Annotated in this window: 13 protein-coding genes; 5 read left to right on the forward strand and 8 right to left on the reverse strand. The window is 49.7% G+C overall.

From position 1 onward, the window contains the following. Window positions 1-236: 236 nt before the first annotated feature. On the reverse strand, window positions 237-671 hold the full coding sequence (locus tag AC6R0R_RS11450; protein ID WP_334552216.1) for an Mpo1 family 2-hydroxy fatty acid dioxygenase: 435 nt from the start codon (window positions 669-671) through the stop codon (window positions 237-239). Window positions 672-680: 9 nt separating this feature from the next. Then, on the reverse strand, window positions 681-2012 hold the full coding sequence (locus tag AC6R0R_RS11455) for a diguanylate cyclase (RefSeq protein ID WP_500626809.1): 1332 nt from the start codon (window positions 2010-2012) through the stop codon (window positions 681-683). 381 nt (window positions 2013-2393) lie between these two features. Between AC6R0R_RS11455 and AC6R0R_RS11460 the strand changes: the two genes are divergently transcribed. Next, window positions 2394-3476: a DUF3541 domain-containing protein gene (locus AC6R0R_RS11460; protein WP_500626761.1), complete on the forward strand. Its 1083-nt coding sequence runs from the start codon at window positions 2394-2396 to the stop codon at window positions 3474-3476. Window positions 3477-3513: 37 nt separating this feature from the next. On the opposite strand, the gene AC6R0R_RS11465 is transcribed toward AC6R0R_RS11460, so the two are convergent. Continuing rightward, window positions 3514-4458 carry a DMT family transporter gene (locus tag AC6R0R_RS11465; RefSeq protein WP_500626762.1) on the reverse strand — a complete coding sequence of 315 codons (945 nt, stop codon included), beginning with the start codon at window positions 4456-4458 and terminating at the stop codon, window positions 3514-3516. Window positions 4459-4548: 90 nt separating this feature from the next. Here AC6R0R_RS11465 and AC6R0R_RS11470 point away from each other — a divergent pair, with 90 nt between their 5' ends. Next, the gene (locus AC6R0R_RS11470; RefSeq protein ID WP_500626763.1) at window positions 4549-5487 is read left to right on the forward strand and encodes a LysR substrate-binding domain-containing protein; all 939 of its coding nucleotides are present in this window, start codon (window positions 4549-4551) and stop codon (window positions 5485-5487) included. Here AC6R0R_RS11470 and AC6R0R_RS11475 read toward each other — a convergent pair. Both AC6R0R_RS11475 and ppnP read right to left on the reverse strand, forming a co-directional pair. Next, a complete protein-coding gene (locus AC6R0R_RS11475; protein ID WP_334552143.1) occupies window positions 5456-5743 on the reverse strand; it encodes a hypothetical protein in 288 nt (95 codons plus the stop codon). The two genes, AC6R0R_RS11470 and AC6R0R_RS11475, sit on opposite strands and share 32 nt — an antisense overlap. Window positions 5744-5927: 184 nt before the next feature. After that, entirely contained in the window at window positions 5928-6209 is a 282-nt protein-coding gene (gene ppnP / locus AC6R0R_RS11480) for a pyrimidine/purine nucleoside phosphorylase (protein WP_500626764.1), read from the reverse strand. 298 nt (window positions 6210-6507) lie between these two features. On the opposite strand from ppnP, the gene AC6R0R_RS11485 reads away from it, so the two are divergent. Both AC6R0R_RS11485 and AC6R0R_RS11490 read left to right on the forward strand, forming a co-directional pair. After that, window positions 6508-6948 carry a DUF2850 domain-containing protein gene (locus tag AC6R0R_RS11485; RefSeq protein WP_334552145.1) on the forward strand — a complete coding sequence of 147 codons (441 nt, stop codon included), beginning with the start codon at window positions 6508-6510 and terminating at the stop codon, window positions 6946-6948. An 80-nt stretch (window positions 6949-7028) separates the two neighbouring features. Continuing rightward, window positions 7029-8126, forward strand: a complete 1098-nt coding sequence (locus AC6R0R_RS11490) for a mechanosensitive ion channel family protein (protein WP_500626765.1) — start codon at window positions 7029-7031, stop codon at window positions 8124-8126. 67 nt (window positions 8127-8193) lie between these two features. Here AC6R0R_RS11490 and AC6R0R_RS11495 read toward each other — a convergent pair whose 3' ends face one another. Further along, complete coding sequence (locus AC6R0R_RS11495; protein WP_500626766.1) at window positions 8194-9354, reverse strand: MBL fold metallo-hydrolase; 1161 nt, start codon at window positions 9352-9354, stop codon at window positions 8194-8196. Window positions 9355-9464: 110 nt separating this feature from the next. Between AC6R0R_RS11495 and AC6R0R_RS11500 the strand changes: the two genes are divergently transcribed. Further along, a complete protein-coding gene (locus tag AC6R0R_RS11500; protein WP_500626767.1) occupies window positions 9465-10076 on the forward strand; it encodes a TetR/AcrR family transcriptional regulator in 612 nt (203 codons plus the stop codon). A gap of 67 nt (window positions 10077-10143) precedes the next feature. Here the strand turns inward: AC6R0R_RS11500 and AC6R0R_RS11505 are convergent, their stop codons facing one another. Both AC6R0R_RS11505 and AC6R0R_RS11510 read right to left on the reverse strand, forming a co-directional pair. Continuing rightward, window positions 10144-24762, reverse strand: coding sequence for a retention module-containing protein (locus AC6R0R_RS11505; protein ID WP_500626768.1), 14619 nt, complete (start codon window positions 24760-24762; stop codon window positions 10144-10146). A 290-nt stretch (window positions 24763-25052) separates the two neighbouring features. Further along, a complete protein-coding gene (locus tag AC6R0R_RS11510) occupies window positions 25053-25961 on the reverse strand; it encodes an aldo/keto reductase (RefSeq protein WP_500626769.1) in 909 nt (302 codons plus the stop codon). Window positions 25962-25983 lie beyond the last annotated feature (22 nt).

A 25983-nucleotide genomic window follows, 5' to 3' on the forward strand; every position in this document is an offset into this window, starting at 1 on the left:
AAGCAGTAACCGTGCCAACTTTTAAGTTAACCAAAAATCAATCACTTCGCTCACTTCGTCATCAGTTTCATGCAAACAGAACACATAATCGTCAAGCAAAATAAGAATAATTGCGTTTTGCGAAAGTATTAATCATTGCAAAATGCAAACCATGACGCATCGAGTTTCCCAGAGATCAAAAAAGCGCCGCCCAACATTGGTTAGGCGGCGCAGAGAACAAGGGATAGAATCATCGACTAGCGTTTACGAAATACCCAAATCGGTCCAATCAGAAGAAATTGGATATCTTCGAAAAACGACGGCTTCTTCCCTTCGATCTTATGACCAATAAATTGTGCTATCCAGAGCACCGCAAACAGTGCTATGGAGACAAGCAACACCGGCGCCCTCATGATCTCCAGAGACCAAATTAACGCAATACACGCGAGAAGGAAGCCTAGCATCATAATAAACACGCTAAGCGACAAGCGAAAATAGAACATCATCACAGGGAGTGCGGCCACCCAAACCCAATTGAGACGGAGCCCATACAACTCCAAACTCGGCAGTGACCAAATCAGCCCAACGACCGACAAGAAAATACCCGGCACAGCCACTTTATGAATTTTCTGATTAATCGGGTTTTGATGGCTCTCACCGTACGCCGCTAGCCATTGAGTCAAGTTCTTCATCATCCACCTCTAAGACGTGCCGAATCCCTTGCGGTGATGGCGTTTGATGTCATACATACTGCTATCCGCGAGCTTGAGCAGCTGATTAATATTGCGCATATTCGCGTTGTACATCGCGTGGCCGATACTCACCTCTATTGTGATCAAGTGCTGCTCATATATGATTGGGTTTCGGGCAATCACTTTAGTTAACTCCGTGCGAATGCGGTCTACGTCCTCTTCACGATTGACACGTGGTAGCATAGCTAAAAACTCATCCCCGCCAACCCGAGCTACAGTGTCCGAGGCGCGCAACGTGCTAACCAAACGCTCAGCCACCGCCACCAGCACCTTATCGCCCGCGGCATGCCCGTAGGTGTCATTAATGAACTTAAAGCCATCTAGGTCGATATTCAAAAGAGCAAAGCCGCCTTTTTTCTCGTCTTTTGAGACCAGATCAAACTGCTGCTGGAGTGAGTACATAAAGTAGCGACGATTGGGCAGCCCAGTGAGCTCATCTTGCAGGGAGCGTTTGTGTGCATTGTCATACAATCGATAGATAGTAGAGAACGCGAACAAAAGCAGCATGGTCATCGGGTACCCTAAAATGCGCACGGCGTTAACACGATACCACTCAATAGTGGCGAGCAAATCGGTTTTCTCTGACGCAGCAATTTGCCAGCTCCCATAGGGGAAGCGTACGATCTCTTCAGAAAATGCGTCATCAAATACCGCTTGGCTGCCGTAGAAAATCTCGCCTTCTTCACCAGAAGAGTCTACCCCTCGCATCGCTAGGTGGTATTTGTATTCAAACGCTTCCACCCCGACTTGTTGATAGAGAGACTCAAGTGACATGACCACACTGCACACTCCCCAATACTTGCTGTTGTAGGGAGGGTCCATAAAAATCGGCACGCGTGCAATCAATCCTTGTCCGCCTTGCACGAGATCGACGGGGCCGGCAATGAAAATTTCTTGTAATTGCTGCGCTTTTCGTACGGTACGCCATTGCTCTGGAATCGATTGATACACCAAACCTACGGCTTTTTCATTACCATCTAGCGGGTAGATGTATTGGATAACATCATCCGGTGCCAGTGCGACGACCATGACATTATTACTGCGGCGCATAATGCTCGATGCGATTAAATCCCAACCAGAAAAGTCAAAGTCAGGATTGGCAGCAACCAAAGAAGAGAGGCCGTTAGCCACATAAATATCGGACACGATTGACGCTTCAATCTCTGAGCGAATAATGGACAACTCTTCTTTCGCTCGCGCTAACATACTATCGCGCAGAAAACTCTTTTGGCTGCGGTCTAGGAACTCCACCAAAGTCACGGAGCAAACACACAACAGCATAAACAGGAGATAGACTGGCCACTGCCTACCAAAGCTTGATTTCACTCAGCCTCCTATGGCTTTAAGACACATAAAAATAAAAACATAAAGATCAGTGATTTATTATTGACGCAAATAGTAGTTATTACCAGTATTGCCCATAAGGTTACACACCTTTGTTAATATTTTCAGTCGCTTCATTCACACTTGTTAATTTAATGATAGCTAAATTAACAACAAAGACGTCACTTTCTCACCCTCTCCTCTCCATCGCTGGTGCTTTACCTCATCTCACGTATTATTCGCCTTCATTTGACGGGGCGCTTACATAACATTGAAGAATGTTTGTTTTACTCCACGCTCACCGTTTTTGTCTCGTTATCCGATTGTAAGGACACATGAATGCGACTCCCTGCCACTTTGCTTATTTTGTGCATAACCACTTTGAGTACGCTGCTTCACGCTCAAACGATGACGTACGAGCAGTCGGCAGAGGTTATCCGCCAAACTTACGAGCGTAAACTTTACACTTTGCCAGCCTTTAAAGAAGGCCACTACGGTTTGAGAATGTATCGCCAAACGCTTGATGACCAATACGCAGCCGCAGTGTGGAGCGATATGGCAAGGGTGGCGAGTCGACTCAACCGATTTGCAGCGCAAGTACACACTCCAGAGCAAATCATGGCCTACGCCCAAAAGCGCAATCGCAGCTATGAGGGGGATTCAGATGAGCGCAGTCAACGCCGTTACCAAATGACTAAGCGCTACCCTGAGTACATTTACCTGGGTGTCGACCTGCTCGGCTCTCTGGCTCGCGCCAACGAATATCATTTAGAGCATCTGGATGATAGCGCGCTACGAAACGTGATTCGTCGCTACGATTTCAAACGCTATGTCACCGACCCAGACATGATCAAAGCGTGGGCAGCCCAACTGGCCAATCAAGTCTATTGGCTACAACAACTCGAAGAGCAAGATGTGGTTGAGGCATTTACACAGACCTTTCGAAGCACCTACCCAGATGCCGAAGACGCTGCCTTATCCAATCAACAATACGGCAATAAAATCTACGGTATGACGCACATCATTTTTGCCGCATCACACTACTATCAGCACGCGGTTGACGAGAAACAGCATGAGTGGATTTACCACTATCTACGCGAGAACATCGACACCATTTTAGCTCGTACCAAAGAGGACATTATCGCCGAAGTGGGCATCGCCTTTTTACTGGCGGGGCTTGAGGATGATCCTGTTGTCGATAAAACGCGCGCCGCGATTCAACAATCCATCAATGCTGAGCGCGGTATGATCGCTTCAGTCAGCGGTGATTTTGATTTGACCTACGGTGAACATCGCAACGTATTGGCTATTATGCTACTTGACTGGCAAGGCGTGAATGAGGCTCCAATACCGTCGCGTCACAAATCGGTGTTCAGTGCGCTGCCTTATGGCTTGCGCATCAAGCCATCATCGATTAACTAGGGGCTCTCGGTTTACATTGCGCCATTATTCCTAAGGACTATCTATTCCATAACAGCTTGGGCTTTTTATTCTGCCAGTAAGGTGCTAGCACCACCATAACGTTAGCGAGAACGATAATCGACAGGCCAATCCACTGCCATAGATGGTAATGCTCATCATAAAAGGCCCATTGCCATAGGGTGGAAAAGATTAAATTGGTGAAAATAAGCGGAGCAAGTTGAGAGCCCGAAGCCGCTAAACGGTACGCCTTGGCTCGAAATACCTGAGTGTTAATGATCAGCAGTGACATCAACACGATCAACAAAGCCAGTAAGCCCCAGCCCCAATGGAGCGAATATCCAGTCAGAGGAGAAACAAGCGGCGCAGATGTGACCGCTTGCCAAATCAAATAGGGGGCAACCAGCAAAGCCGCAAACACGAAGGTCCAAAGATTAATCGCCAAACTGCTCATCGACGAATGACTGACTCGGTACAAACTGAGCTGCGAGCCCGCATTAAAAAGACCGGCCAGTAACCCAACCAATAACGCCGGTTTGAAGGTCAGCGCTCCCCACTCCCCAGCAAGCAATACCACACCTACAAATGTGAACGTGAGTCCCCACAGCGCCTTTGCTCCAATAGCAGTGCGAAAAGTGAGTTTTTCCAACACGGGGATAAACAGCGGCCCGGTACCAAACAGCACCACACTTTCAACCAAACTGAGATGGCTCAGGGCGTAGATAAAACAGATCTGACACGCAGCAATACACAGCGCACGTACCCACAATGCTTTTCGTACTTGTCCGCAAGGCAACGCCCATGACGACCGACTGGTCATTAACCCAATCAGCAGCGCAGGCACCGCAAAACGCAAAAAACTCAGCGCGCTCGGCGCGATAGAATCTGTTAAAAGTTTTGACATTAGCCCAGTCAGTGACAAACTGAAGGTAGAGGCCAACATAAAAAGGACAGGTGATGCAGAGATGTCTTGTGTTGTTTTCATTATTCCTCCGTTATCTGCGCCCAGTCTATCGACCTTTTTCAGCAATGAATAACGAGTAATCACAACATTAACTGTTAGAAAAACTTACACATGAAAATAGTTGCTCCGATGAAATCCTTATATGCGTTTGTTGCCGTTGCCGAAACCGGGAGTATGACGGCTGCCGCTAAAGCCTTGTATGTCAGTCATTCCGCTATCAGTCAGGCGATAAAAACCCTCGAGCAGCAACTGGAGCAACCTCTATTTACTCGCGTTGGTCGTCAAGTGGTTCTCAACTCAGCGGGACGGCAATACTATCGCCGCGTGGCACCAGCACTGGAAGAGATCGTCGCGGCCACGTCGCACCTTTTAGCCAATCGCCATAGCAACCGTCTGACCCTCAACATGGTTAACTCGCTTGCTATGCACTGGTGGATCCCGCGGGTAAGCCAGTTCAATCAACACGCGCCCGATATTGATATCCGTATTTCCACATTGATTGGTCAATTCGTTTTAGAAGAAGAAGGGGTGGATGTGGCGCTCATTCATGGCAATACCAGCGATTGGCAGGACTACTACTGTGAAAAACTCGCCGATGACGAACTTGTACTGGTCGCCAGTCCAGAGGTCGCTAGGCAGTGTTATGCCGGTGACGTTGAGGATGCGCATTTGATGGATCCCGCGGTCATTCTCACTCAACAACCCGCCATTGTCGCGCTCAACGATCGACGCAAAAACGACTGGCAAATATGGTCTGAAGCCCATCAACTTGCTCTGCCCACCTTCGCCAAGAATCTGAGCTTTAGCGCATCCATCCAAGCCGTACAGGCCGCAACACGTCACTTGGGCGTGTTGGTTACGCACCGAATGTTCGTTCGAGATGACATTAAATTGGGGTATTTGGTCGAAATTGGCCAACCTGTGCTCAATCCGCATCAAGCTTTCTACTTTGCTTGCGCGAAAGAAAAACTCAAAAACGAGCACGTGTTGATTCTGCGTAATTGGATGAGAAGTGAATTTAACGAGACATGTACATCAACCACAAACTGAATACCATCACAACCACTAGCCACACGGCATAACGAACGGTATTGGGTTTGTCTTTTTTAGGACGATAGACAGGGCGAAATGCCGCATCCTTCGCAGCGCGCGCAGCGGACACTACCGAACCGCTCTCTGCCAGCTCTTTACGCCTTTCATGCGCTTTGCTAGCCGCTTTACCAAAGCGATGAAGCTGGTCGGCGGTTAAATCCTGGCTGGGATCGTAACGGCTATTCTGGTCTTTGTGTTTGGGTACAACGGCCATAGTCACCTCCTCACGATGCATCACGGCATACTAATGAGTATAGTTCATGGCTGTCGTGATTAAACTGATAATAACTGACTATCCTTTCGGATTTTTCGAAACAACCGTTATCATTTTGGCGCAGAGACAAAAAAACCACGCCATTGCGTGGTTTCAAATCTAGACCAATACGGTTCTCACTGCATCAGAGATATTCACACAGGTAGGCCGTCGCCTCTTTGACTTGCAGATCAAACGAAGAGTCGCCCGCCACGTCAAATGACTCGCCGCTGGAATAGGTTGTCCAGTCTGCATCACCCACACGTTTGATGGTCAATGCCCCTTTCACCACTGTCATGCGCTCTGGTGCTGCTGTACCGAAGGTGTACTCACCCGCGAGCATGACACCGACACTCGACGCTTCACCTTGCTGATTAAACCCTAACGACTGAACGTTCCCTTCGAAGTACGAGTTGACTTTGATCACGATTCTCTCCTTGAATAACGACTCGATTATCATTGATGGAGTGAAACTTTTATACGAAACCGCCCGACAGAGCAAGCATTTCCTTTGCCGACTTTCCACTGCATCATCACGCCAACGCATCGAACGCTATACTTATTGGATTCCTATTGCGACACCGCTTATCAAAGCATCATTATTTGGCTAAAGATCAAACTTTTTTGTCTAAGTTCTGAATTGGTCTCATTTGAGATATCGAACTGGCGAGCGAGGGGTTAGACTGGTAGAGCGTTGTTTATTCACACAAGATCGAAGCGAAACTATGAACAAAGTATCCATCTTTAAAGTGGTATTGCCCGTTGTGATCATCGGTTTAGCGCTCGGCTTTTCCGCACTCTTGTATGTGAGTTATCAAGACTATGTGCACCCTAAACATGTCTACGGCCGCTGGATAGAAATTGGTGCCCCCACCTACAATACCGAAATACTGACGCTCAGTAGCGAAGGGGTATTTCGTAACGACCGATTAGTGGCAACAGATTTCGAGTTTGATGGCAAAAAAGTCTTCGTCACCACAGGGGGCGGTAAGTCCATTTACCAAATTGCAGGCACTTTCAGCTCTCCGCAATTGAAACGACTCGAGCCCAACAGCCCCACGCAACGCTTTATCAAAGAGGGCTATGAAGATACGGTCGATTTAGAAGGTGGCGGCGCGGCCAAGCACCGACGTACGGCACTCTCCGATCATTTCAGCAGTCAATAAACTCTGACATTCGGCTGGTTTTCACAGCTCACCCAAACCTCTATACTGAACCCTCTGCACATAACCCAAAGATAAATAAAATGAATGAGTTAGTCTTAGCTTGGCAACAGGATGTGCTGCTGTTTATCAAAGAGTGGAACAGCAATGTTATTTTCATCACACTCGCCAGTTTTGTCGCTTGGATAGTCTGGCGTCTGGTGTATGGGCGCTTAGAAGTCTTAGTGGAGAAAACGCATTTCCATTGGGATGACCTCGTGCTTTCAGCGCTCAAAACACCCGTTAGCACGCTGATTTGGTGTTGGCCTGCGACCATCTCTCTCGGCTTTGTCTTGCAAGAGCAAACTGACTCTAACCTCAACTGGTTAAGCACATTAAAGCATTTTCTCGTTGTGGGTATCTTCATCTGGGTAGTGATGCGTCTCATAAGCAATGTTGAAGAGTACATTCTCAAACAAAAGAAGCGTGATGAAACCACGGTACAAGCCATCGCTAAAGTGACGCGCCTGTTCTTTGTCGTCATTGGCGCACTCACCGTTGTGCAAACATTCGGCCTAAGCTTATCAGGCTTACTTACCTTTGGTGGTGTCGGTGGTTTAGTGGTCGGTTTTGCCGCAAAAGATCTGCTGTCAAACTTCTTTGGCGGCATGATGATTTACTTTGACCGCCCATTTAAAGTCGGCGATTGGGTGCGTTCCCCAGACAGAGAGATTGAAGGTACCGTCGAGCGAATTGGTTGGCGTATGACCATCATCCGAACCTTCGATAAACGTCCTCTCTATGTGCCCAACTCCGTGTTCAGCAGTATTGTAGTGGAGAACCCATCTCGCATGCTCAACCGTCGGATTCACGAGAACATCGGCATTCGCTATGACGACAGCACCAAACTCGAACCGATCGCCAATGACATCAAAAGCATGCTGCAAAATCACCCAGATATTGACGCAAAACAGACCTTGATTGTTAACTTTAATGGCTTTGCTCCCTCATCACTCACCATCATGGTTTACACCTTTACGAAAACCGTCAATTGGATTCGCTTTCACAAAGTAAAGCAAGATGTGCTGTTGCAGATTTTAGAAATCGTCCATCGTCACGGAGCGGATATCGCCTTCCCAACCCAAACGCTCAAAATAGACGCCAATCAAACACCCTTAATTGGCCCGGACGAACAAGTTTGACCATCCAGAAATACAAAAAGCCTGCAAAATGCAGGCTTTTAGCTACAAGTTAGGCGATGATCGCAGACTAATTTTGGTAGCTCAATTGGGCATTCGCCAGATAGGTGACAGGCTCTTGCCACCAGTAACTGGTTTGAATATCGTCACCGACCAAAATCGTCTCACCAATCATCGGCGTGACCAAGTGGGCGTTAGCGTACTTCGCTTCCGCGATCAGGTCTGTCATCGGCTCATCCCATTTGTGAGCAAACAGCTCAAACGTGGACCAATGCACTGGGAACAGGTGTTTAGCCTCTAAATCCAAGAACGCTTGCATGGTATGTTTGGCCTGCATGTGGCCCCAGTTTTCAACAGGGAAGCCTTTGCCCTCTTTAACGTTTGCCGCCACCTCAATAAAGGCCATGTCAAATGGGCCCAACTTTTGGCCGATTTGAGCAAAATGATCGTCATACGCGCTGTCGCCGCTATAAAACAGTGAACCATGCTGACCTTTGATTGCCCAAGAGGCCCAGAGTGTCGTATTGGAGTCAAAGCCCGTGCGGCCTGAGTTATGGTTAGCGGGTGCAGCTATCAGCTCAACACCGTTCACGCGAGCAGACTCCCACCAGTCGAACTCTTGGATTTTTTCCGCTGGTACGCCCCATTTTTCGAGGTGGCGACCAACCGCAAGAGGCACAAAGAACAACACCTCTTTATCAGCGTAATAACGAACCGTCGACTCTTCTAAGTGATCATAGTGGTCATGGGATATCACAATCACATCCGGTGTAGGTAGTGATTCACGGCTGACTGGCGCGCTCACATTACGATCAAACCATCGCTTCGCTAGGCGCGGGGAAGCGTATTCGAAAACCGGATCGATAAGGATGCGCGTTTTGTCGATATCGATAAACAGGCTCGAGTGCCCAAGCCAAGTGACACGCATCTCTTCACTACGCTGATTCAAGCGTTCGATATCAACTGGCCTATTGGGTAAAGAACCTTGCGGCTTTAGGGAGCTGCGCTCAAAAAAGAAGGTCCACATCACTGAAGACATACTTTCAGGAGAAGGCACTGAAGGCATTCTAGTGATCACTTTACCACCTTGAAACTGAGGCGACTGGGCGATGCGCTCAGCGCGCTGTTGCTCGCTACGAGCGAGGGCTGAATCGGGATTGGCTTTGCTAAATTGACTTAATCCTACGACACCTAACGCAGAAATCACTGAGGCTTTAATCACGTTGCTCATTTTCATGACCTATTGGCTACCCAAAAAAGTAAACGATGGTGTATACTTTAGGTTCTATCCTAATAAAAGTAAACACTATCGTTTACTTTTAGTTTTGTTGGGTTCGGCTAATGAGCACTAGAAGCGATATAAAACAAGAAGATATCATCAAATCCGCCATCGAAGTCTTTGCAAAAAAAGGCTTTGAGCAATCGAGTATGGAAGGGATTTCTCGCCATGCGGGCGTATCAAAACGTACACTCTACAAGTACTACCCAAACAAAGATGCCCTGTTTGAGGTTATTGTAGACAAGCTGATGTGTCGCTTTGATGACCAAAACGACCTGAAGTTTGACACTTCTGTTGCAATAGAGCAGCAGCTTAAAGCCATCACACGCAAACAGATGTGTCACATCAACAATGACGATTTCCAGATGACGGCGCGCATGGTGATGACCGAGTGTATGCGCTGCGCAGAGACGTCCGCCTTAATGATGGAAAAATTCTCCTCAATTGAGGATTCTTACGGCTTGTACCGCTGGGCGCAGCAGGGCATCGACGCAGGTATACTCGAGATCGCCAACATTCCACTCGCCATCGATCAATTTATTGGCTCAATCAAAGCGGTGATCTTTTGGCCTCAACTGCTTGGCCATCTGCCAACACCTAGTGATGATGCGGTTGACGCCGCCATCGATCAGGCGGTGGTCACGTTCTGCGCCGCTTACGTTCGCAGCAAATAGCTGACTTCCAAGCCCTAAGAAGTCAGCGTCAAGCTAGCCAATCTTTCGGTTGGCTAGCTTAATGACGCTAATCGTGCATGATCACATTGCGCTCAATTAGGGTGGAGACAATCTGCGATGAGTCCATCTCAGCAAAACTGATTTGCTGACCAAGATCTTTTAATGTCACAGTTTGACGCGCACCGTTTTCTCCCTCGGGATGGATCTCCAGCTCGATATCATCATCATCGACCAGTCTGGCATTGATATGACCGAGCAGCACATCCATATCCACCTGATTGGCTTTGAGCTCAGGAAGCAGTTCCCTCAAATCAATCCTATCGCCTTCTGCGATATTGAGATCCGTGACCGTATCTGCCGCGCCATCTTCAATGCTGTTCCACACAAAGGTGTCCATTCCCGGACCACCGGTGAGAATATCAGAACCTAAACCACTGACAATGATGTCATCACCACTGCCCCCGACCAGTTGAGTATCTTGGTCACCTGCAATGATCCACTGAGGACGGGTTTGTGAAGAGCCATCAATGTCACTGGCCTCCTCTACCACCGTCAGTGACAACTCGATGGGTTCAGAGAAAGCGCTGTCGATCCCAATGCCCTCTTCAATCTCTGTCGATACTGCGGTTAACGTCAAGGAATGCTCACCTAGGCTAACGTTTTGTATTTGTAGAGAATTAATCGCATCGGCACTGGCATACCAATCCCCACTCTCGTTGACTACCGTACCGCTGTCGCTACTTAGTACTGCGCCTTCTGGTACTCCCTCAATCAACAAGCTCAGTTCTTCACTACTGTCGGTGAGTGCTGCGACAATACCGAGCAACGCAATACCTTGGTTGCTCACGCTTTGACTGGCAGTGATGTGTTTGATTGCCTCATTTTCTGGGGCAATTGTCAGTGTCGGTATGTCACTCACGCCTTGAACATGCAGTTGCAGCTCCGCGGTATCTTGAAGAAAGTCATCATTGCCTTGGGTTTGACCATTGTCTTCGATGGTGTAGCTAAACCGCACAGGCCCAGAGTAGTTTTCACCTGCGGTAAAAGTCCAAGATAAACCGTCAGAGCTTGCAACCAGGTTCCCTTCCCCTTCCATCAATTGAAGGTTGACCAATTTCAGCGTATCGCCATCAATATCTGAGCTGGCATCAATCAGTGACTGCGCGCTAATGACTATCGAGCCTTCTTCAGACATGGTGCCTAGATCCAGCGAGGCCGCGACAGGCTGATCATTCACTTCAGTGACTCGAATTGCGAACGAGGTTTGTGCACTCTGACTGGTTGACGCGTTGGTATCATCGACTAAGCCAAAATTACCTAAATCGTTCACTTCGGCAGTGAAGAGAACAGGACCACCACTATTCAAGTCGTTCGCATTGTCCGCTGGCTGATAGACGACCACAGACGCCGCAAGTGCAGCATTGATATTCGCCAACTTGCCTTCCAAAATCCATTGACCGTCGCTCCCTTGCACTGTGGTCAAGCCATAGACGAGTTCTGCATCACTGAGCACCAGCAATGAGCCCTTATCCACGCTGAGAGTGAGATGATACATAGCATCCGGGTCATCAAGCGTGCTGTCGATATCGTCAATCTGCAAAGTGTTGAGCGCCACCGATGTATCTTCTAAGGTGTCAACATCCAAAACATTAACAAACCTTGGCTGATCGTTGACTGCATCGATGAGCAGCATCACCGAAAACTCAGCCGGAGTGCCTAATACCTCAACACCTTGCGCGTCGCTGTCTACCGATTGGACTTTGACTGTCAACGGCTTATCGATAGCCGTCGCACTTTGGCTATCGCTGTTGCGATCACCTGAATTGAACACGATTTTGTCTAGATGCTGCGCATTGATATTGAGCACCCATGTCTGTGACGCGTCGTCGAACTGCGCTAGCGTCACGCCATCGGGATAGTAAATACTCGCGCCTTCAGGCACATCTGTGACGGTGACCCGCAGGGTTTCTGGACCATTTTCATTTACCCCTGAAACGCTCGAGGCGCTGTACACATTGTCGATCACTGACGCATCTACCTCGATATCGATGTTATCTCCTTCCAAGCCTTCGATGCGATCCGTGCTGTCGAGGTCGACGTCATCGCCTATCGGATTCACGGTAACGACGAATTTAGGTAGCGGCGCTGTCACTTCCGTTGGCACACCAAGCAGTGACTCTTGAGTAAATACCGTTAGGTTGAACTCCACCGTACCACTGAAGTCTTTCGGCGCTTGAAGTGATATTCCACTCAAATCCACATGAGTCATCTGCGCCGATGGCAAACGCACACTCCACACACCATCACCGTTGTTTTTCACACTGTAATCACTATCCGCATCGGCAAGCAGCAAAAATCCCTCGGGTACCCCGGTCAACTTGATCGACACAAACTGCTCGGAGCCATCATCGTCGGTGAGCGCAATATCGATCGGCCCCGATGCGCTAAGCGCTATCAGCTCATCTTCATTACCTTCAATCTCTATCGTGTCCGCCGAGTTTCCAGGCCCTGACACGATCACGTCATCAACCACTGGCATGACCTCAAAGCTCACCGACGTGGTGAACGTTTGGCTATCGGTTGCCTCTCCGGTTGATGGTAACTGATTGAAGACCGCGCTATCGACAACTTCACCACTAATGTTCACGAGCACCTGATTATTGTCATCCGCAGACGGATAGTTTAACGCTGGTTTAAACAATAACGTATCTAATGCTCCGTCATTGATGGCTCGCTGATCAAATGACACCGACGTCCCTACCCATTGATAAACTTGACCACCTGTTCCGTCATCGACCACTTGATAAAAGGCGCCCACATTAGAATTGGCCAGCGTCAACATCACTTGATTCAAGGTTTCTTGGCCACCTTCAGTCTCACCGTTCAATTGATCAGCAATGGCGTGGGTGACGGCAATCTGGATGTAACTGTCTTCATAGCCGATAGCATCGGATTGGCCGTTGTTATCAGCGTCAATCGCGCTCATGTCGTCGTCCAGTGAACCTAGAACATCGATAGAAAAACTCGGTTTGGCGCTGTTACCACTCTCCACATCGGCGACAGGGGCAACTTGCACGATCACACTGGCAGACGCGACGTTTTCATCACCGCTGGTGGTATCTTTGCTGATCACCGTAAACGGTAATAGAAAATCACCGGAGTAATCGTTTGGCAGCACAAGCGACAACCCATCGATAGAACCCAAAGCGCCGTCATTGTATTGCGTCTGATAAACAAACTTACCGTTAACGAAATCGACATCGCCCCCTTGAATCGTGATCGGATAAACAACACCTCCTATCTCAACGCTTGGTTCAAACACCAAGGTGACCTCATCAGGCGAGCCATCGATAGCGCCGCTCAACGACAACACGCTCAGTGTGGTCATCTGCTGACCGAGATTGACAACCGTATCTTCTTGCGCCGTCACAATCTGCTCTTCTGTGATGGCGATCTCTGCGGCCACCTCATCTCCTGGAATAATCTGTTTTGCAAAAGCGATAACAACGCTGGTTGAGCGCTGAGCACCAGTCGATGATTCATTCGGATCCAGGAGTTCACCATTGGCATCAATATCACCGGGGTCGACCACTTGGGTGTGCAGGGTCATCTGGAGCTCATTCGTACCGGTTAAATCGATATCACCAAAGTTAAGTCCTTCTGGTGCTTTGACACTGAAATTACTCTCGTCAGTGATCACCCAGCGCCCATTGCCTTCATAGGCCGCCCCTGTCACCAGCAACTGATCCAGTACAGAGTCTGGTAACGTTAGATCTTTAAGAGGATTATTAGGGTCTGGTACATAACTCAGTTCAAGCACCACTTGAGAGACCAACTCGACCGACGAGTTATCCGTTTCTTGATACGAGATGATGACCTCATCATTGAGCTCAGGATTGTCTTGATTAGTGGTAAACGTAATCGTACCCGACGTCGCGACGATAGGCACATAGTTTAGCTGCCCATCTCCTGTCAAAGAGAGAGGTTCAAACACCACGCCTTGCTCATTAGATAAACGCAGGCCATTGTTTTCATCTTGTGGCTCGACGACTGGACGCACCACCACGTCTATTGAGCCTGTGAGTGTCGCGCTGACACGACCGCCTTCACCGACAATATCATCACTGGTGTATTCGACATCGCGCTCTTCTATCTCGACGCTTGTCGAAAGCGTGAAATTAGTACTGGCATCTTTGGCAGGGGTGAGTTGAATAAAGTCCGCTTCTAACGCGACTTGAGTGAACGCCTCATGGCTAAGTCCGTTAGGCGTGACGACCAAAGTACTTACCCCATTGGCGTCTTGTGTCACATCGACACTGACATCTGAGTTGTTGACGTTAATCATCGCTCCGCTTGGAATACCAGTGATCGTGATCGACGTAAAGTGCTCATCGCTATCAATATAGTCGCTCCCTTTGGGGTGCCAATCGATATTAATAGCTGAATCCTCATTGCCCACCGAGCGGTTGGTGTATTGCTCTGAGGCATCAATGACAGGGGCGACATTGACGCGAATGTCAGTATCAAAACTTAAGCTGTGACCATCGTTTTCTGTGACGACAATGGTGGCGGTAATATCGATATTTTGGGTTGAAGAATCGACAGGGCGAATAACGATACCAGAATCATTGATCGCACCGGTAATGTTCGCCTCGTAGCTAGGTTGACCATTCACATAGCCGACGAAGTTTAAGTCAATGACACTGCCATCCGTATCCTCGATTACCACCCCTTGTGGAATGTTCGACAAAATCACACTGAGCGTCTCTGAGTTATCCGTCAGCTCTTGCGCCCTTTCACCGGAGATCACTTCAAAATCAAGTTGTGCAAAATTGCTCGCATTTTGGCTCTCTTCAATGGTGGTCTCGATACGCATTTGGCCATTATCGGTCACCGCTACCCAGCCCGAATCAAATTCATCGTTGAGTATCGGAACATCAGCCACCCCTTTCACTTCAACATTGACCACTTTAGGCCCGATGTAGGCGTCGTGTGTAGCACTCAACGTCGCGTCATCAGACAGTGACGCACTATCTCTCACGACACCCGTCACTTCAAAGCGGAAATCTTCATTGCTGTGCGCAGCGGGCACGACTTCAACCTGCGAAATAACGGCATATGGGATCTCTTGGTACGTTACGCCATCGACGTTGATCTCCACAATTGGGCTGTCGCCCGTACCGACCCAAGCCAGCGACGCACCCTCGGTGATATTGGCGATACGCACAAACAGGACTTCAGAGTCATCTGCGTCTGCCGAAGGCAACATTTCAATCACGTCATCCAACGTCAATGGATCACGATTGCCTTGCAGATCGGTATTGTCTGGGTCTGCGATGTTGTCTTCATTGATGCGAATCCGGCTCACTTTGAGTGTGCCAGTATCGGCATGTGGCGCCACATCGATAGTAATGGTTTTCGCCTCGGAGCGCGCCGTCGACTTATCGACAGAACCGACGATGTATGGATTCACCTCTTCTTCACTGATTGCAACCACACTCAGTTGAATTTGCCCCGAAAAGTGCTCCGCAGGATCAATCTGAATCGAGTTGATATCGCTGGAAGATACAAGGTAAACACCCTCACTATTTGCCGTCAGCGGCTGACCGCCTTTATCGAGCAGTTCGAAGTCTCCCATCACTGCTCGAAGTTCATAGGTAATGGTCTCTGGTGCACTGGTGTCTTGGGTCTGGGCGTGTAGTGTGAGTGTGACGTTGCTATCATCCTCAAGCACTTCATAGTGATCGATGCTATTTGCTTCATCCCAAACAGCAATGTCTGCAACCGACTGAACGTCTATTCGGATTCGGCCATTCACGCTGTGATCCACTTCGGTGCCGTTGAGGATATCCAGTGAATACCGCACAGTCATATTGCCATTGGTGGCCAAGTTACGATCGGGCACAAAGTAGAGGTTATCAATAGTGGCAATGACATTATTGCCATCTTGAGCTTGGCTCTGCACTAGTTCACTGCCATCTAAACGCAGTTTTCCATCTGTATCCTGTTTAATGGCGTGGAATACACCGGTACTGTCTTGGTAATAGAATATCCCTGCGTAATTACCACCAATGATGGTCAACGCGCCAATCGACTCGTCATTATCGACATCATAGAGATTGACCTGCACGCTCAATTTTGCCGGTGCATTATCAAGCTCTGATTGGTTGTCATTGATGTTCTCGCGCTCGGGCTCATCACCAGCGGCGTAAACAATAGATGCATCTCGACCGGCATCTTCAAAGGTGGTGACATTTAAATTGATCGTGCGGGCGTTTCTGTCTGTGATGGTGACATCTAACGTCGCTTGATCGATATCGTCATCGCCATCAGTGGCAATGGCATGGACACTGAACGTGATGTCGTCACCATCATGATCCAAATAACCGTTGGCTTTAAACTGAACCGAACCATCGCTGTTAATACGCAACACACCTAACTGTCTGGGGGCGTCATCCCCACCTAGCTGCTCAAACACTCGCACAGTTTGTTGCCCACTCGAGAGTTCAATGGCGCTTTCATAGGTATTGGATGAGACTCTAAATACGATCGGATTGCCATCTCCACTGACTCCGCCTTCTAGGCGCGTTAGTTCAGCACTATCAGCCCCTTGGTCCGTTATCTGGTCAAAGAAGTTGACGCTCGTACGGCCGAACCCGCTGCCTTCTACTTTGGTGATGGATTGGTCAGCCAAGGTTGGAATATCATCAGTAATCACAATCGGCAATGTCAGTACGTTACTTGCATCGTGATCATAATCTACCGCTGCTACAGTGAAGTAGAGTGTCACATCGTCTTCACTGGTTGCGACCGGATGATCAATTGGCCCCAACAACTCGAACACGTAACTGTCATCTTGCGTATCAAATATGATTCGGAAAACCGGGGTGGCATTGGTTGCTGTGACGGCGGTGTAGCTCCATGTGGAGCCAGTGTTAATCACATCTTGCCAGACTAAAGCGTCTTCACCCGAACTTACACTGGCCAAAATGGCGTCCGCGTCCATTAATCGATACTCGGTGACACCATCCACACCGTCATCGACAGCAAACTGCCCCGAGACGCGACTTGAATCACTTTGATCTGAACCAATAGACTGAATGTCATCTTCATCGACGGCATTGCCCCCACTCCAACCATTTAAAGTGGGTGCGTCATCTGCAACATTGATTCCGAGACGAAATGCAGAAGAGCGATCCCCATCGCCGTCCACAGCTACCACATCAAAAGGAATGGTCAGAACATTGGAGTCTTCAGCATGGTCTAAAGCCCTCAGTTGCTGATAGCGATAACTGCCGTCATCACCAAGAACTAAAGTAAAGACGGGTTGCTGATTGGCGATACCTTGATAGCTTGTCGTACCATCTGCGGCTTCAATCAGTTGAATGACGACAGGAGTACCGCCCGAAGTCAGGCCAGTTTGAGTCTGAGCGAGATTGCTGAGCGCAAAACTCACCACGCCATCCGCGCCCTGCGTATATTCCAGTTGCCCTTCGACCCATGCACCACTTCCCTCAATATTGGCTTCTTCGACATTCCACTCGCTGGTATTACTTAACCCGTCGAAGCTGGCAATATCATCGGTGACACTGATTTCAATGTCTGCGCTTGAGGACGCGTCGCCATCAGCATCTATCGCGACAATGGGTAAAGCAATGATTTGGCTATCAAGACCTTGCACGGTGTGATCGATATTAGCCAGTAAGGTGAAGTGATAGTCACTCAGCGACGGCTGACCTAAATCCAGCTCAAATATGGGTAGTTTTTCACCATCAAGTTCGATATAGCCTACATAACTGCTTGGCTCAGCAGACTTTTCTTCGACCCTAATACGTTGACCGGAGGCGTAGATACCTTCGTTATTGAGATCATTGAACTGCTCCAAATCAAACGCCAGCTTGGCAATATCATCACTGCCTGTCGTCATGGTAACGGTACCTCTGACGTCGAGATTCGTATTCTCTCCTCCAGAACCGCTGGAAAGTCCCGCTTCAAAGACACTGCCACCAGATACTTGAGTGATCACAGGAAGGTTGCCATCTTCTATGTCGATAGTGACCGTGCTGGTCAACACGTCACCATCGCCATCTTCAATGGTCGCCACTAAGGTGTGGCTCACCACGTCACTGGCTGAGTGATCGATGTTTCTATCTGGCGCAAACGAGAGTGTGCCATCGGCAGAGACGATCACTTTGCCGTCGGTAACGGCATACTCACTTTGACCGTCCACTAACGTGATCGGGTCACCGCCATCAAAGGTGAATTGTGTTACCACGCCTTGCTCGGCGCCCGACGCACTGATGAGCGTAATCGGCTGTGATTCGTTATCGTACTGCGTATCAGGCTCGGTGACCTTTATCTCGCCATCCACCACCGTCTGAATGTCGTCATTGACGGTGATCGCGAGATTCACCGATGCTGATTCATCACCATCGCTGTCCACCGCGACCACCGGCAAGTTAATCACCAAGCTCTCATCATTATCACCGCTGTGATCGAGCGGTCGGAGCAAGGTAAAGGTGTAATCTTTAAGGGTGGTTTGATCGAGCGCGACCTCAAAAACAGGCACATCTTGCCCGTCAACGGTAATCACTCCCAAGTACTGACCGGGCACATCAGAGTCTTCTATCAAGCGCACGGTTTGCCCTTGCGCTTTCAATGTCGATTGCTCGGTAAAGCGCGTGATATCGAGTGTCAGCGCGGCAATGTCATCACTGCCGACATCGATGGTGATTTTGCCGCTATCTTGCACAGAAGCTTGGCCTGCTTGCGTGCCGCCCGTTAAACCAGATTCTGAGACTTGCGCCGTCTCGATTTGAGTGATGATGGGGTCATTACCATCGGTAATATCGATAGTGACCGTGCTGGTCAACACGTCACCATCGCCATCTTCAATGGTCGCCACTAAGGTGTGGCTCACCACGTCACTGGCTGAGTGATCGATGTTTCTATCTGGCGCAAACGAGAGCGTGCCATCGGCAGAGACGATCACTTTGCCATCGGTAACGACATACTCACTTTGACCGTCGACTAACGGAATCGGGTCGCCGCCATCAAAGGTGAATTGCGTCACCACGCCTTGCTCGGCGCCCGACGCACTGATGAGCGTAATCGGCTGTGATTCGTTATCGTACTGCGTATCGGGCTCAGTAACGGCTATCTCGCCATCCACCACCGTCTGAATGTCGTCATTCACTGTGATCGCGAGATTCACCGACACCGAGTCATCGCCGTCGCTGTCCACCGCGACCACCGGCAAGTTAATCACCAAGCTCTCATCATTATCACCGCTGTGATCGAGCGGTCTGAGCAAGGTAAAGGTGTAATCTTTAAGGGTGGCTTGATCGAGCGCGACCGCAAAAACAGGCACATCTTGCCCGTCAACGGTAATCACTCCTAGGTATTGACCGGGCACATGAGAGTCTTCTATCAAGCGCACGGTTTGCCCTTGCGCTTTCAATGTCGATTGCTCGGTAAAGCGCGTGATATCGAGTGTCAGCGCGGCAATGTCATCACTGCCGACATCGATGCTGATAGTGCCACTGTCTTGCACGGCAGCTTGGCCGTCTTCGGTGCCGCCCGTTAAACCGGATTCTGACACTTGCGCCGTCTCGATTTGAGTGATGATGGGGTCATTACCATCTTTAATATCGATAGCCACCGTGCTGGTCAACACGTCACCATCGCCATCTTCAATGGTCGCCACTAAGGTGTGGCTCACCACGTCACTGGCTGAGTGATGATCGATGTTTCTATCTGGCGCAAACGAGAGTGTGCCATCGGCAGACACAATCACTTTACCGTCGGTGACCAAGTATTCACTTTGACCGTCGACTAACGTAATCGGGTCGCCGCCATCAAAGGTGAACTGCGTCACCACGCCTTGTTCAGCGCCCGACGCACTGATGAGCGTAATCGGCTGTGATTCGTTATCGTACTTCGTGTCGGGCTCGGTGACCTCTATCACGCCATCCACCACCGTCTGAATGTCGTCATTCACTGTGATAGCGAGATTCACCGACGCCGAGTCATCACCATCGCTGTCCACCGCGACCACCGGCAAGTTAATCACCAAGCTCTCATCATTATTACCGCTGTGCTCGAGCGGTCTGAGCAAGGTAAAGGTGTAATCTTTAAGGGTGGCTTGATCGAGCGCGACCTCAAAAACAGGCACATCTTGCCCGTCAACGGTAATCACCCCCTGGTATTGACCGGGCACATCAGAGTCTTCTATCAAGCGCACCGTTTGCCCTTGCGCTTCCAATGTCGATTGCTCGGTAAAGCCCGTAATATCGAGTGTCAGCGCGGTAATGTCATCACTGCCGACATCGATGGTGATGGTGCCACTGTCTTGCACGGAAGCTTGACCGTCTTCGGTGCCGCCCGTTAACCCAGATTCTGACACTTGCGCCGTCTCGATTTGAGTGATGACGGGGTCATTACCATCGGTAATATCGATAGTAACCGTGCTGGTCAACACGTCACCATCGCCATCTTCAATGGTCGCCACTAAGGTGTGGCTCACCACGTCACTGGCTGAGTGATCGATGTTTCTGTCTGGCGCAAACGAGAGTGTGCCATCGGCAGACACAATCACTTTGCCATCGGTGACCAAGTATTCACTTTGACCGTCGACTAACGGAATCGGGTCACCGCCATCAAAGGTGAATTGCGTTACCACGCCTTGCTCGGCGCCCGACGCGCTGATGAGCGTAATCGGCTGAGATTCGTTATCGTACTGCGTATCGGGCTCGGTGACCTTTATCTCGCCATCTACCACCGTCTGAATGTCGTCATTCACTGTGATAGCGAGATTCACCGATGCTGATTCATCACCATCGCTGTCCACCGCGACCACCGGCAAGTTAATCACCAAGCTCTCATCATTATCACCGCTGTGATCGAGCGGTCTGAGCAAGGTAAAGGTGTAATCTTTAAGGGTGGCTTGATCGAGCGCGACCTCAAAAACAGGCACATCTTGCCCGTCAACGGTAATCACTCCCAGGTATTGACCGGGTACATCAAAGTCTTCTATCAAGCGCACCGTTTGCCCTTGCGCTTTCAATGTCGATTGCTCGGTAAAGCGCGTGATATCGAGTGTCAGCGCGGCAATGTCATCACTGCCGACATCGATAGTGATGGTGCCACTGTCTTGCACAGCAGCTTGGCCGTCTTCGGTGCCGCCCGTTAAACCGGATTCTGACACTTGCGCCGTCTCGATTTGAGTGATGACGGGGTCATTCCCATCGCGAATATCGATAGTGACCGTGCTGGTCAACACGTCACCATCGCCATCTTCAATGGTCGCCACTAAGGTGTGGCTCACCACGTCACTGGCTGAGTGATCGATGTTTCTATCTGGCGCAAACGAGAGCGTGCCATCGACAGAGACGATCACTTTGCCATCGGTAACGACATACTCACTTTGACCGTCGACTAACGGAATCGGGTCGCCGCCATCAAAGGTGAATTGCGTCACCACGCCTTGCTCGGCGCCCGACGCACTGATGAGCGTAATCGGCTGTGATTCGTTATCGTACTGCGTATCAGGCTCGGTGACCTCTATCTCGCCATCTACCACCGTCTGAATGTCGTCATTCACTGTGATCGCGAGATTCACCGATGCTGATTCATCACCATCGCTGTCCACCGCGACCACCGGCAAGTTAATCACCAAGCTCTCATCATTATCACCGCTGTGATCGAGCGGTCTGAGCAAGGTAAAGGTGTAATCTTTAAGGGTGGCTTGATCGAGCGCGACCTCAAAAACAGGCACATCTTGCCCGTCAACGGTAATCACTCCCAGGTATTGACCGGGCACTTCAGAGTCTTCTATCAAGCGCACGGTTTGCCCTTGCGCTTTCAATGTCGATTGCTCGGTAAAGCCCGTAATATCGAGTATCAGCGCGGTAATGTCATCACTGCCGACATCGATAGTGATTTTGCCGCTATCTTGCACCGCAGCTTGGCCGTCTTCGGTGCCGCCCGTTAACTCAGATTCTGAGACTTGCGCCGTCTCGATTTGAGTGATGACGGGGTCATTACCATCGGTAATATCGATAGTAACCGTACTCGTCAACACGTCACCATCACCATCTTCAATGGTCGCCACTAAGGTGTGGCTCACCACGTCACTGGCTGAGTGATCGATGTTTCTATCAGGGGCAAAAGAGAGTGTGCCATCGGCAGAGACGATCACTTTGCCGTCGGTAACGACATACTCACTTTGACCGTCGACTAACGGAATCGGGTCGCCGCCATCAAAGGTGAATTGCGTCACCACGCCTTGCTCCGCGCCCGACGCACTGATGAGCGTAATGGGCTGTGATTCGTTATCGTACTGCGTATCGGGCTCGGTGACCTTTATCTCGCCATCTACCACCGTCTGAATGTCGTCATTCACTGTGATCGCGAGATTCACCGATGCTGATTCATCACCATCACTGTCCACCGCGACCACCGGCAAATTAATCACCAAGCTCTCATCATTATCACCGCTGTGATCGAGCGGTCTGAGCAAGGTAAAGGTGTAATCTTTAAGGGTGGCTTGATCGAGCGCGACCTCAAAAACAGGCACATCTTGCCCGTCAACGGTAATCACTCCTAGGTATTGACCGGGCACATCAGAGTCTTCTATCAAGCGCACGGTTTGCCCTTGCGCTTTCAATGTCGATTGCTCGGTAAAGCGCGTGATATCGAGTGTCAGCGCGGTAATGTCATCACTGCCGACATCGATAGTGATGGTGCCGCTGTCTTGCACGGCAGCTTGGCCGTCTTCGGTGCCGCCCGTTAACCCAGATTCTGAGACTTGCGCCGTCTCGATTTGAGTGATGACGGGGTCATTCCCATCGCGAATATCGATAGTGACCGTGCTGGTCAACACATCACCATCGCCATCTTCAATGGTCGCCACTAAGGTGTGGCTCACCACGTCACTGGCTGAGTGATCGATGTTTCTATCTGGCGCAAACGAGAGCGTGCCATCGGCAGACACAATCACTTTACCGTCGGTGACCAAGTATTCACTTTGACCGTCGACTAACGGAATCGGGTCGCCGCCATCAAAGGTGAATTGCGTTACCACGCCTTGCTCGGCGCCCGACGCACTGATGAGTGTGATAGACTGAGATTCGTTGCCATATTGAACATCCGGTTCGGTCACCACAATCTTCGCATCAGATACCAAAGGAACATCATCCACGACGGCAATGACTAAGTTGCTATTGGCGGTAGTATCGTTATCGGCATCAATCGCGAATACAGGCAATGAAACTAAAACGTCGTCTTTGCCCTGCTCTGAATGGTCAAGCGGCGCAAGCAGTTCGAATTGATACGCGACTTCAAAGCCGCCAGAACTCAGGTTGCTGACGCTCTCAATGATGAGAGAAAAGACATCGACTCGCTCCTCACCTTGTATGACAAATCCAACATACTCACCCGGTTGCGACGGGTTAGCCTCAAGAGTCACGATTTGCCCTGCAGAGGTGAGACCATTGGTCTGCTGACTCTGGTTGAATGCCTCGACGTCCAGGCGAACATCCACCACTTGATCACTCCCAAGCTGACCGGCTATCGTTCCCGTTACAATCGGGCTAACACTGCCTGCCTCCGTTCCCGTCGCCAAACTTGATTCTAGTGCCGTTTTACCGTCGATAGGAGACAGTGTCGGCGCCTCACCGTCACTGATCGCCGTGCTCACACTGACGGGTGAGCGTAATAGGTTACCTAAAGTATCCGCTCCCTGAATCTCAATGTTGATCGTGATTTGGTCATCATTAAACGCCACCAATCCTCCCGCCACTGACGGAAGATGATCGATCGGTTGACTCAGCGTTGTGGTGATCTCCAGATTGATGTCTCGACCAATATTGGCTGCGTTAATGTCAATGCGTAATACTTCCCCTTGCACATTGACACCAATAATTGCATTTTGCGAGTCATTATAGGAAAACAGGACATCCCCGCCATTCGAAGTGATATCACTATTGAGTTCTGTGAGCAGCGCGGCTATGGACGAGGTCTCAGGAACAAAAGACTCGGGATCGAGAGTAAGATCCCCGGCAGCAATGAGAGTGCTGCTGACAATAGTGGCAGGATAGGTCCCGAGAGATAACGAACCTTCAGACAGGGTGGCTGCTACGCTCTCGCCACCTTGAGAAAATTGAAAGCGGCGTCCAGTATCTTGCGTTTCAGACTGGGTCTGAGCATTGAAACCCGCGGTTTCGAAAAAGGTGCTCGCCAGTACTTCGGGATTATTGTACGCGATAGTAATGAAGCCGCCGTTGGCTGAGCCACTCGTCCCTGCACCCGCTGCCGTGGCTTCTAAAATCGCCGTCGGGTCAGCGCCCGCAAGAATAGCCTCTTGAATGGCCGCCAATTCATCACCGCTCAGTGCCCCTTCACCAAGTAGCGCATCATCAACCTGAATGTCGCCGCTGACTGGCGCGGTTGCCCAACCAAATCCGTCACCTGGTTCTATGCAGCTGACGCAATTTTCATCAATAAACAGTGTTTCTGATACGTCTTCGAGAACGAGCGTCCCACCTTGAGCGGTGATGATCACCTCACCGATGTTGATATTCTCACCGACTTGCGCTTTGCGCGCCTCCCCGTTGGGCGAGGCGATCACGACATCACCATTCACTTCTTTGACACGACTTGGCTGGCGAATGACTTCTACGTCCATAACATTTCCCTTTGTGTAGTAGCGTCCCACCTCTTTGAGTGGATACGGATATTGCACTAGAGCGAACTGACTGAAACGAGAATTTATTATTAGAGTTGTAATTTTAGAGAAGCAAAAAACATGCACATCTAACATCATCACTCAAACTCACAGCGAGAGTAAGCAAAGATTGAGCTTTTTCGCCACAGTCTCAACAATGACATGAGGCACTTTCAGTATAGGAGACGATAAAACAAAAAGAGCCAGCAAATGCTGACTCCCTTCTCATTATTGTTATTCTTTTGCGATTTCTATGGTACACCGTGCCCTTTCGATGCAACCCAAACACGATACCACTGCTCACGAGTGAGCTCGAACGGAAGCGACTCGACGGCCGATTTCACTCGCTCAATTTTGCCTGAACCGATAATAGGCAGCGGATTCGACGGTAGACGACGTACCCAGGCGTAGATCACTTGATCGATGCTGCTTGCGCCGATTTCAGCGCGGATCGCTTCCAGTTCATCACGTACGCGAGCAGCTTGCTCTGTGTCCCCACTGAAAATGCTGCCTCCACCAAGACAAGACCACGCCATCGGTAGCGTGCGAAGCATTTGCATTTGATCTAGGGTGCCGTCATGGACAACATCAAAATTGAGTGGGTTAATTTCCACCTGATTGGTCACCAAAGGCTGAGAAACGCGCGATTGCAGCAGTTCGAACTGACGAGGAGAAAAGTTCGATACACCAAAGTGCTTCACTTTACCTACTTTGCGTAGCTCGGTAAAAGCCTCTGCCACTTCGTCTGCGTCCATCAAGGCATCTGGACGATGGAGCAGCAATACATCAATCTGCTCCACTGCCAAACGCTCCAGTGAATTATTCACCGATTGGTAAATGTGAGCCGCGCTGGTGTCGTAGTGGTTCACTTTACGCTGCGGGAACTTATCCACGCACAAGTTGATATCGCACTTAGTGACAATCTCAATTTGGTCACGTACACAAGGATCCAGCTTCAACGCTTCACCAAACAGCTGCTCACACTCGTAGCCACCGTAAATGTCAGCATGGTCTACCGTGGTTACGCCTAGCTCAATGTGCTGCTTAAGGAACGTCAAACGCTCTTGCGGCGTCATACCCCATTCTGCTAAACGCCAGTAGCCTTGAATCATCTGTGAAAATTCGGGGCCCTGCGGCGCAATTGTTACTTTAGACACCATCTTTTACCTCCTAAAAAAGAAC

It is taken from the genome of Vibrio sp. R12-SW3-ISO1, assembly GCF_059834005.1.